Raw genomic sequence first — 10,211 nt, 5'->3', positions numbered from 1 at the left:
CGCCGGGGGCGCGGGATCGGCGGGGGCCGGGCCGCCGTCCAGCCGGGCGACCAGCTCGGCCAGGTCGGTGGGATGCGCGGTCACCCCCGCCTCGGCCAGGGCCTCGTACAGGCCGATCTCGCGGGCGGCGGGCACGGCCGCCGTCACCGCCTCGCCGTGCCCGGTCGCCGTGACCAGGCCGGTGACCAGCCGGGCGGCCTCGGCGGCGTCGGCGGCCCAGTGCACGGTGCCGCCCGCCTCGGTGACCGACTTCTCCAGCCGCTCCAGGTGGGCGTCGAGGTTGAGCAGGGTCTCGTCGCGGATGGCGCGTCCGGCCTCGCGCAGCTCCTCCCAGTCGCCCAGCTCGCCCACGGCGGCCTCGCGGCGCCGGCGCAGCTCCCCCGTGACGGCCCGCAGGTCGCGGCGCAGCGCCGTGTCGGCCAGCGCGCCGCGCGCCGCCACGGCGAACTTGGGCATGGGCGCGGGCGCCGCCCCCGAGGAGGAGGCCCTCCCCCCGACGGACGAGTCGCCGCTCATGCCCGCACCGCCGCGGCCGGGGAGCCGGTGGCGGCCAGGATCTCGGCCAGATGCATGACGCGGACGCCGCCGCGCAGCCGCGACAGCGCCCCGCCGATGTGGGCCAGGCAGGCGTTGTCGGCGGCGCACAGCACGTCGGCGCCGGTGGAGCGGACGTGCCGGACCTTGTCGGCCACCATCGCCACCGACACGTCGGCGTTCTTCATCGCGAACGTCCCGCCGAACCCGCAGCACTCCTCCGCCGCGGGCATGTCGACCAGCTCCAGCCCCTTCACCGCCCGCAGCAGCCGCAGCGGACGGTCGCCCAGCTCCAGCGTCCGCAGCGAGTGGCAGGTCGGGTGGTAGGCCACGCGATGGGGGAAGTAGGCGCCGACGTCGGTGACGCCCAGCACGTCCACCAGGAACTCCGACAGCTCGTGCACGGCCAGCCCCTCGGCGGCGCGCGCCAGGTCGTCGTCGCCGTCGGCGCGGGCGATGCGGGCGTAGGAGGCGCGCACCGTGGCGGCGCAGGACGCCGCCGGAGTGACCACCGCGTCGTAGTCTCGGAAGACCCGGGCGAACCGGCGCGCCAGATCGGCGGCTTCGCGGCGGTACCCGGTGGTCCAGTGCATCTGGCCGCAGCAGGTCTGGTCCGGCGGGAAGACCACCTCGTGGCCCAAGCGCTCCAGCAGGGCGGTCACGGCCCGGCCGGTGCCGGGGAACAGCGCGTCGTTGAAACACGCGACGAACAACGCGACGCGCATCTGCGGCCTCACCTCCCCCTGGCCCCCGGGCCATCGTAAGGGCCGCGGCGGCTCCGTTCGGGGCAAAGTCGCCGCTCGCCTGGTGGCCGATGGGGGCCGCGGGGGAAGACCGGCACGATCGAGTGAGTCCCATCACACCCCAGACCGTCCTCGGGTACCACTCGACAATCGTCCCTTCGGGCTATGGCCCGGGCCGGTCGAACCGTTCCACACTGGGTGACGTCAAACACAAGCAAACCCACATCAGTCGTCGAGACCGGAGGCACGCAGATGTGCCCGCACCAGCCGCCCTGTCCGTCCGCCGACGCCCCTGACCGCGAAGCGGCCCGGGCGATCGTCCATCACCCCGAGCAGGGGTGGAGCCTGCTGTGCAACGGCGTCGTGCTCTTCGAGGACACCGGCGAGCTGCTGCCCGACGGGGGTGTCATCGCACCGCACAGGCCGACGGACGTCCCGGCGCGCCCCGCGCCCGCGCCGTCCGCCGCCTGACCGGTCGCCACGGGGGAAGGCTCTCCACGAGGGGACCAGCACCGACGGGGTGATCACTTTCGGGGGCGGCGCCCGCCGCGCCGACGTCCGCTCCACCCGGCCGTTCCCGGCCCCGCACGGCCCGTCCCGGGCCGGGGGCCGGCCGCTGTGATCAGCGCGCGCCGCCGCCCGGCGCGGGGGCGCGCGCCGTCCAGCGGCGCAGCCACGGCTCCACGGCCGCGCCGACGGCCGCCGGGTTCCTGTCCAGGTCGTGCCGCTCCCCCGGCAGGACGACGACCTCGGTCGCGTCCGCCCGGTCCGGCACGCCGAACGGGTCCCGGTCGCCGTTGACGACCAGCACCTCCACCCCGGCCGAGCGCAGCTCGTCCGCCCGCGACCGGTCGGGCCTGCCCGGCGGGACCAGCGGGAACGCCAGCGCCACCACGCCGACCGCGCCCGCCGCCCGCGCGGTGCGGCAGGCCACGCGGGCGCCGTTGCTGCGTCCGCCCTGGACGAGCGGCACGTCCCCGAAGCGGTCCCGCAGCGCCGCGATCACCTCCAGCCAGGCGGCGTCCTGGCGGACCGGCGAGCCCGGCGCGCGCCGTCCCGCGGCCCGGAACGGCTGCAGCACCCGCGCGACCGCCCCGCCGAAGCCCAGCGCGGCCTCGCGGACGGCCAGCAGGTCGGCGGCGTCCACGCCGCCGTTGGAGCCGTGCGTCAGCACCAGCAGGAACGCGGGGTCGTCGACGTCGTCGACGGCGACCTCCGCCGGGCCCTGCGCCGTGTCGATCCGCATGCGCCCACGGTAGCGGGCCCGTCCTCCGGGGAAGGGTGGGGCCATGGCGAAGATGAGCGACAGCGAATGGCGCGCGTTCGTGTCGGAGGGCACCCGCACGGGCAAGGTCGCGGTGGTCCGGCAGGACGGCGCGCCCCATGTGACGCCGATCTGGTTCGTCCTGGACGGCGACGACCTGGTGTTCACCACCGGCGGCGAGAGCCTCAAGGCCCGCGCCCTGCGCCGCGACCCGCGCGTGTCCGTCTGCGTGGACGACCAGACCCCGCCGTACTCGTTCGTGCTCATACGAGGCGAGGCCGCGTTGTCGGAGGACCCGGCCGAGCTGCGCCGCTGGGCCACCGTGATCGGCGGCCGCTACATGGGCGAGGACCGCGCCGAGGAGTTCGGCGCCCGCAACGGAGGCCCCGGCGAGGTCCTGGTCCGCGTCCGCCCCACCAAGGTGATCGCCGAGAAGGACATCGCGGAGTGAGCGCCGGTCACACGGCGGCGTCCGGGCCTTCGGGAGGCGGCATCGGGGCGGGAGCGCCCATGGCCACCCGCAGGCGTTCGGCGAAGCTCTCGTGCAGCAGCGGCCCCCAGGCGTAGTCGCTGGGGACGCGGATGGCCCTGCCGAGCAGCTCGCGGATCTCGCCGGGCCGCTCCTCGCGCGGCTCGTCGGCGTACCGCACGGCCAGCAGGGAGTACATGTGGTCCAGGGCGCCGAACGCCTCGCCGGCCACGGCGGGCAGGGTGCCGTCGGCCACCGCCTGCTCCAGCACCGGCTCCCACCACAGGTTCTCGGGGTCGCCGTCCTCGTCGTCGCCGAAGTCGCGCCGCAGCCGCGCGCGGACCTGCGCGGCCACGCCCGGGTCGGCCAGGCCGCGCCGCCACACCTCCCGGCTCTCGGCGCCGCGTCCGCGCAGCGGCAGGGTGCGGGCCAGCAGCTCGATGGCCAGCGCCCCGGCCTCGGCGTCGACGGGGGCGTCGTCGTCGCCCAGCGCCGCGGAGAACGCGCCGATGGCCTGGTCGAGGCAGGCGATGCCGAGCGCCACAGCCAGCCGCGCGTGGGCGTGCGGGGCGGCGGCGCGGTCCACCAGGCGCAGGCCCGCGGTCAGGACGCGCTGGGCGCGGGCCGGCTCGCCGCGCTCCAGCAGCCGCTGCGCCAGGTCGTGGGCGGCCACCGGCCCGTATTCGGGGTCGCCGGTGGCGATGGCGGCCTCCCAGTGCTCGCGGGCGGCGTCGAACTCGCCGGCGTCGTCGGCCAGCCGCGCCAGCGCCAGGTGCGCCGGGGGCAGGTAGGCGGGGTTGCCGAAGTCGACGACGACCTGCCAGGCGGGCCCGGCGAGCTCGTACTCCCCGGCGCGTTCGTGGGTGAGGGCGAGGTGGTAGGCGGCGCGCGGCCCGTACTCGGGGTCGCCGGTGGCGATGGCGAGGCGGTCGGCGTCCCGGGCGCCCGCCACGTCGCCGGTGTCGTCCAGCACGACGGCCAGGCCGAGCGCGGCGCGGGCCCGGACGGGGGTGTCGCCGAGCGCCAGGACCCGCTCGAACAGGTCGGCGGCGCGGTCGAGCTCGCCGTCCTCGGCGAGCCGCCGGGCCTCCTCGCACAGCTGCTCCGGCGTGTCACCGGGGGGCGGGGCCGAGGTGTCGCTCATAGGCCGTTCAGCCTATCGAGCCGCCGGCCGCGTCCGGCGGACGACACGGAAACCGGGATGCTTGATCATCGTCTCGCGCGCCTCCCGGGCGCCGCGGCGCGCGCCGGGCGCCCGGGAGGCGCGACGAAGCCCCCGGACGTCAGTCCTCGAACGCCTCCGGCGGCGGGCAGGCGCACACCAGGTTCCGGTCGCCGTACGCCTGGTCGATGCGGCGCACCGGCGGCCAGTACTTGTTCTCGCGCAGCGACGGCAGCGGGTAGGCGGCCTCCTCGCGCGAGTAGGGGTGCTTCCAGTCCTCGGTGATGAGGCACTCGGCGGTGTGCGGGGCGTTCTTGAGCGGGTTGTCGGCGCGGTCGTAGACGCCGTCGGCGACCCGCTGGATCTCCCGGCGGATCTGGATCATGGCGTCGCAGAACCGGTCCAGCTCGGCCAGGTCCTCGCTCTCGGTGGGCTCGATCATCAGCGTGCCGGCCACCGGGAACGCCAGCGTCGGGGCGTGGAAGCCGTAGTCGATCAGCCGCTTGGCCACGTCCTCGGCGGTGATCCCGGTCTCCTTGGTGATCTTGCGGAGGTCGGCGATGCACTCGTGCGCGACCAGGCCGTTGCGGCCGGTGTAGAGGATCGGGTAGTGCGGCGCGAGCCGCTTGGCCACGTAGTTGGCCGCGATGATGGCGCCCTCGGTGGCGGCGCGCAGCCCGTCCGGGCCCATCATCGCGATGTAGGTCCAGGAGATCGGCAGGATGCCCGCCGAGCCCCACGGCGCCGCCGAGACCGGCCCCGCGCCCCTCCCCTCGCCCGGGCCCGCCTCGGGGCGCAGCGGGTGGCTCGGCAGGAACGGCACCAGGTGCTCGCGCACGCCGATCGGGCCGACGCCGGGCCCGCCGCCGCCGTGCGGGATGCAGAACGTCTTGTGCAGGTTGAGGTGGGACACGTCGGAGCCGAACTCGCCGGGGCGGGCCAGCCCGACCAGGGCGTTGAGGTTGGCGCCGTCGACGTACACCTGGCCGCCGGCCTCGTGCACGGCCGCGCAGACCTCGGTGATGGTCTCCTCGAACACCCCGTGCGTGGACGGGTAGGTCACCATGATCGCGGCCAGCTCGGCGCGGTGCTTGTCGATCTTGGCGTGCAGGTCGTCCAGGTCGATGTCGCCGTCGGCGTCGCACTTGACGACCACGACCCGCATCCCGGCCATGACGGCGCTGGCGGCGTTGGTGCCGTGCGCCGAGGACGGGATGAGGCACACGGTGCGGTGCCCCTCGCCGCGGGAGGCGTGGTAGCCGCGGATGGCCAGCAGCCCGGCCAGCTCGCCCTGGGAGCCGGCGTTCGGCTGCACCGACACCTTGGCGTAGCCGGTGATCTCGGCGAGCCGCTCCTCCAGCTCGGCGATCAGCTCCAGGTAGCCGGCGGCCTGGTCGAGCGGCGCGAACGGGTGGATGTTCGCGAACTCCGGCCAGGTGATCGGCTCCATCTCGGTGGCGGCGTTCAGCTTCATCGTGCAGGAGCCGAGCGGGATCATCGACCGGTCGAGCGCGATGTCCTTGTCCTGCAGGCGGCGCAGGTAGCGCAGCATCGCCGTCTCGGAGCGGTGCTCGTGGAACACCGGGTGGGTCAGGTACGGGCTCTCGCGGCGCAGCTCGCCGGGGATCCGGTCGGCCGGGTCGCCGGCGGGCGCGGGCGCGGCGCCGAACGCCTCCAGCACGGCGGCGACGTGCTCGGGCGCGGTGGTCTCGTCGCAGGCGATCCCGACGTGGTCGGCGTCGACCCGGCGCAGGTTGATCCCCCGCTCGAGCGCCGCCGCCACGACCTCGTCGGCGCGGCCGGGCACGCGGGCCAGCACGGTGTCGAAGAACGCCTCGTGCACCACCTCGACGCCGCCGGCGCGCAGCCCGGACGCCAGCTCGACGGCCCGGCGGTGCACGCGCTGGGCGATCGCCGCCAGCCCTTCGGGCCCGTGGTACACCGCGTACATGGCGGCCATCACGGCGAGCAGCACCTGGGCGGTGCAGATGTTGCTGGTGGCCTTCTCGCGGCGGATGTGCTGCTCGCGGGTCTGCAGGGCGAGCCGGTAGGCGGTGGCGCCGTCGGCGTCCACCGACACCCCCACCAGGCGGCCGGGCAGCTGCCGCTGGAGCCCGTCGCGCACGGCCAGGTAGCCGGCGTGCGGGCCGCCGAACCCGTAGGGCACCCCGAACCGCTGCGCCGAGCCGACCGCGATGTCGGCGCCGTACTCGCCGGGCGGGCGCAGCAGCGTGAGGGCGAGCAGGTCGGCGGCGACCACCACCAGGGCGCCGCGTTCGTGGGCCTGCGCGGTGACGGGCGCCAGGTCGCGGACGGCGCCGGACGCGCCCGGGTACTGCAGCAGGACGCCGAAGAAGTCGCCGTCGGGCAGCCCGTCCGACAGGTCGGCGGTGACCACGTCGATGCCCAGCGGGACCGCCCGGGTGCGGATCACCTCGATCGTCTGCGGCAGCGCGTCGGCGTCCACCAGGAACGCGCCGGGCTCCTTGCGCTTGGACGCGCGGTGCGCGAGCGCCATGGCCTCGGCGGCCGCGGTGCCCTCGTCGAGCATGGACGCGTTGGCGACCGGCAGCCCCGTCAGGTCGCCGACCATCGTCTGGAAGTTCAGCAGCGCCTCCAGCCGGCCCTGCGAGATCTCCGGCTGGTACGGGGTGTAGGCGGTGTACCAGCCGGGGTTCTCCAGGACGTTCCGCAGGATCACGCCGGGGGTGATCGTGCCGTAGTAGCCCAGGCCGATCATGGAGGTGAGCACGGTGTTGCGGCTCGCCAGCTCCCGCAGCCGGGCCAGCGCCGCGGACTCGCTCAGCGCGGGGGGCAGGTCCAGCGGGCGGGTCGTGCGGATCGCGGCGGGCACCGCGTCGTCGATCAGGGCCTCGACGCCGGAGTATCCGATGGCCGCCAGCATCCGGGCGTGGTCGTCGGGGGACGGTCCGACGTGCCGGTCGGCGAACCGGGTGCGGGGATGCTGCGGGGACGCCACCGGGGCGAAGAACTCGGCGGTCATGGGGATCCTCCTGGGCTGCTGCGGTCGCTCAGGGCCGGCCGCCCGCCGCGCTGCGGCCCGGCGGCCCGCTCTCCCCCTCTGTCTCGGCACCTGAGAGCTTCGCCCGCGGAACGGGGTTTCCCCTTCGGTGAGGCGCTCCCGCCCGTCGCCGGGAGGCGCGCCTGCTTTCCAGAGGTGCCTCGCCTGAGCGGTCCTTTTGCCTGAGAGGTTCCGGGGAGGGTTGCTCCTTCGGCGCCCCGCGCTGGCGGCGCGGGGTCTCTCCCGCACAGGGTCAACGGCGTCCTTTATGGGAACTCTATCCAAAAGACGGGTGTCTGACGCCCCCCGGGGGCCGCCGCGCGCGGCGGAAAGCGGCGCCCGGCGGCGCCGTTCGCCGGACCGGGAGCCGTCCGGGCGACCTGCCAGTACGATAACCACAGCTCACGCACGGGGTGATCGGCCGCGGCCCGCGGGGCGACACGGGTTCTCGGCCGGCGGCGGACCGGCGCGCGCCATGGCGCACGCGTCTCTCGACGCGCCGCCGCCGGTTCTGGAACGCTGATCACGATGACAGGTCCGGACGGCGGTGCGGCGGTGACGCAGACCCAGGGGGAGACGGCGACGTCGGACATGGGCGCCGGTGTCGGCGTGCCCGTCGAGGAGCCCGCCCGGCCCGACCGGATCCGGCGGCCGTCGGACGCGATCCGGTTCGCCGCCGCGGTGGTCGGGCTGGCGGGGATCATGCTGCTGGTGTCGTTCGCCCAGCAGACCACGCACGGCCTGCAGACCGACATCGCCGAGGGCACCGCGCACGCCCCGCGCTTCCTGCTCACCCTGGCCACCCTGGTGTCCAGCTTCGGGGTGCTGGCCGTGCCGGTCGCGTTCGCGATCGAGCGGCTGTTCCACAAGGACGGCGTGCGGGTGGCGATCGCGCTGCTGGCCGCCGTGATCGCGTTCATCCTGACCATCCTGCTGGACGACCTGGTCGTCCCCGCCGCCCCGGGCGGGGTGCTGGACTCGCTCATCTGGGGCGGCACCGACACCGCCCCCCTGCACACCGACATCACGCCCGTCATCGCGTTCGTCACCGCCGTCGGCATGGCGGGCCGGACCCGCTGGCAGGCCGTCACCTGGACGATGATCGCGCTGGCCGCGCTGACCGGCCTGACCGCCGCGACCGCCTCGGTGGCGGCGCTGGCCGCCACGTACTGCCTCGGCAGCGCCATCGGCCACGGCACCCTCTACGCGGTCGGCACCCCCAACCCGCGGCCGCCGGGCACCGCCGTGCTGGCCGCGCTGGGGCGGCTCGGGCTGCGTCCCGTCCGCGGCCGCCAGCTGCCCGGCGGCGCCGACGAGCCGCGCCGCTACACCGTGGCGACCGCCCCCTCGCCGGGCGGCGCCCCCGCGGACGCCACCGGGCGGGCGCTGCCGCCGGGCGACTGGCAGCTGCAGGTCACCGTCCTGGACCGCGACCAGCAGACCGCCGGGCTGCTGTACCGGGTGTGGCGGCTGGTGCGGCTGCGCGGCGGCTCCACCCGGCGGGCGCTGCGCTCGCTGCGCCGCTCGCTGGAGCAGGAGTCGCTCATGGCCTACGCCATGGAGTCGGCGGGCGTGCGCACCCCGCGGCTGGTGGGCGCCTGCGAGGTCGGCACCGAGGCGGCCCTGCTGGCCTACGAGCACGTGCCCGGGCGCCCCCTTGACGCCGTCCGCGAGGCGGAGATCACCGACGAGCTGCTCGACGACGTCTGGCGGCAGCTGCGGCGGCTGCAGGCCGCCCGGCTGGCGCACCGCCGTCTGGAGGGCGACGCCATCCTGGTCGGCGACGACGGCCGCGTCCGCATCGTCGCGCCGGGCACCGGGGAGATCGCCGCGGGTGACCTGGCGCTGCGGATCGACCTGGCGCAGCTGCTCACCACCGTCGCGCTGCGGGTCGGCCCGGAGCGCGCCGTCCGCACCGCCGCGGGCGTCCTCGGCGCCGCGACGCTGGCCGGCGCCGTGCCGCTGCTGCAGCGGGTGGCGCTGTCGCGGGCGACGCGCGCGGCCGTCCGGCAGGACAGGGAGCTGCTGACCCGCATCCGGGAGCAGATCCTGCAGCTCACGCCGGAGACCGAGGCCGCGCCCGTCCGGCTGGAGCGGTTCCGGCCCCGGACGCTGCTGTCGATCGTCGCGCTCACCGCGGCCGCCTACATCGTGGTGCCGCAGCTGTCCAGCGTGAACCTGACCACGCTGATCGCCGACGCCGAGTGGTGGTGGGCGGCGGTGGCGCTGGCCGCCGCGGCGGTCACCTACCTGGCGGCGGCGCTGATGCTGATGGGGTTCGTCCCCGAACGGCTCCCGCTGGGCCGCACCGTGCTGGTGCAGCTGGCCGCGTCGTTCGTCAAGCTGGTCGCGCCCGCCGCCGTCACCGGCGTGGCGCTCAACACCCGGTACCTGCAGCGGTCGGGCGTGCGGCCCGGGCCCGCGGTCGCCAGCGTCGGCGCGTCGCAGCTGATGGGCATGGTCGCGCACATCGTGCTGCTGATCGTCTTCGGGTTCCTCACCGGGTCCATCCGCAACGCCACCAAGGACCTGGCCCCGTCCCGCACCGTGGTGATCGTGCTGCTCGGGCTGGCGGTCCTGGCCGGGATCGCGCTGACCGTCCCGAAGGCGCGGCGGTTCGTGGCGGCGCGGCTGCGCGGCATGTTCTCCGGCGTGGTGCCGCGGCTGGTGGACGTCGTGCAGTCCCCCCGGAAGATCGTCACCGGGCTGGGCGGCACGCTGCTGCTGACCGCGGGGTTCGTGGTGTGCCTGGACGCGTGCGTCCGCGCGTTCGGCGGGTCGCTGCCGTGGACGGCCGTCGCCCTGGTGTTCCTCACCGGCAACGCCCTGGGCTCGGCCGCCCCCACCCCCGGCGGCCTGGGGGCCGTCGAGGGCGCCCTGACCCTGGCGTTGACGATCTCGGGGCTGACCGCCGACACCGCCACCTCGGCGGTGCTGCTGTTCCGTCTGCTGACGTTCTGGCTGCCCGTCCTGCCGGGCTGGGCCGCCTTCGCCTATCTCCAGCGCAAGGAGGCGAT

General features: G+C 75.7%; 7 protein-coding genes, 1 pseudogene and 2 riboswitches. Of the genes and pseudogenes, 3 read left to right on the top strand and 5 right to left on the bottom strand.

Translation table 11 applies throughout. The features are described from left to right. Positions 1-516 (bottom strand): annotated as a pseudogene (locus AR3_RS27660) (lactate utilization protein); the annotation flags it as partial. Next, positions 513-1,259 (bottom strand): (Fe-S)-binding protein, encoded by a 747-nt coding sequence (locus tag AR3_RS27655; protein WP_067918388.1) that lies wholly within the window; start codon positions 1,257-1,259, stop codon positions 513-515. The gene AR3_RS27655 and the pseudogene AR3_RS27660, both read right to left, overlap by 4 nt. A gap of 270 nt (positions 1,260-1,529) precedes the next feature. Between AR3_RS27655 and AR3_RS27650 the strand changes: the two genes are divergently transcribed. Next, complete coding sequence (locus tag AR3_RS27650) at positions 1,530-1,748, top strand: DUF5999 family protein (RefSeq protein WP_067918386.1); 219 nt, start codon at positions 1,530-1,532, stop codon at positions 1,746-1,748. A 151-nt stretch (positions 1,749-1,899) separates the two neighbouring features. Here the strand turns inward: AR3_RS27650 and AR3_RS27645 are convergent, their stop codons facing one another. Further along, positions 1,900-2,523: an alpha/beta hydrolase family protein gene (locus AR3_RS27645; RefSeq protein ID WP_067918383.1), complete on the bottom strand. Its 624-nt coding sequence runs from the start codon at positions 2,521-2,523 to the stop codon at positions 1,900-1,902. Between the two features lie 43 nt (positions 2,524-2,566). Between AR3_RS27645 and AR3_RS27640 the strand changes: the two genes are divergently transcribed. Continuing rightward, positions 2,567-2,992 carry a PPOX class F420-dependent oxidoreductase gene (locus tag AR3_RS27640; RefSeq protein WP_067918381.1) on the top strand — a complete coding sequence of 142 codons (426 nt, stop codon included), beginning with the start codon at positions 2,567-2,569 and terminating at the stop codon, positions 2,990-2,992. Positions 2,993-2,999: 7 nt separating this feature from the next. Here the strand turns inward: AR3_RS27640 and AR3_RS27635 are convergent, their stop codons facing one another. Further along, entirely contained in the window at positions 3,000-4,154 is a 1,155-nt protein-coding gene (locus AR3_RS27635; RefSeq protein WP_067918379.1) for a tetratricopeptide repeat protein, read from the bottom strand. Positions 4,155-4,293: 139 nt separating this feature from the next. Beyond that, the gene (gene gcvP, locus AR3_RS27630) at positions 4,294-7,176 is read right to left on the bottom strand and encodes an aminomethyl-transferring glycine dehydrogenase (RefSeq protein ID WP_067918377.1); all 2,883 of its coding nucleotides are present in this window, start codon (positions 7,174-7,176) and stop codon (positions 4,294-4,296) included. Between the two features lie 68 nt (positions 7,177-7,244). Next, positions 7,245-7,354: riboswitch (glycine riboswitch) on the bottom strand. Beyond that, positions 7,355-7,450, bottom strand: a riboswitch (glycine riboswitch). It abuts the riboswitch before it with no gap. 272 nt (positions 7,451-7,722) lie between these two features. On the opposite strand from gcvP, the gene AR3_RS27625 reads away from it, so the two are divergent. Next, a partial coding sequence (locus tag AR3_RS27625; protein WP_083952153.1) for a flippase-like domain-containing protein occupies positions 7,723-10,211 on the top strand: 2,489 nt, incomplete at its 3' end.

Origin of the sequence: Actinomadura rubrobrunea NBRC 15275 (assembly GCF_001552235.1) — a bacterium.
GTDB lineage: Bacteria > Actinomycetota > Actinomycetes > Streptosporangiales > Streptosporangiaceae > Spirillospora > Spirillospora viridilutea.
This window is presented reverse-complemented; position numbering and strand designations above follow the sequence as displayed.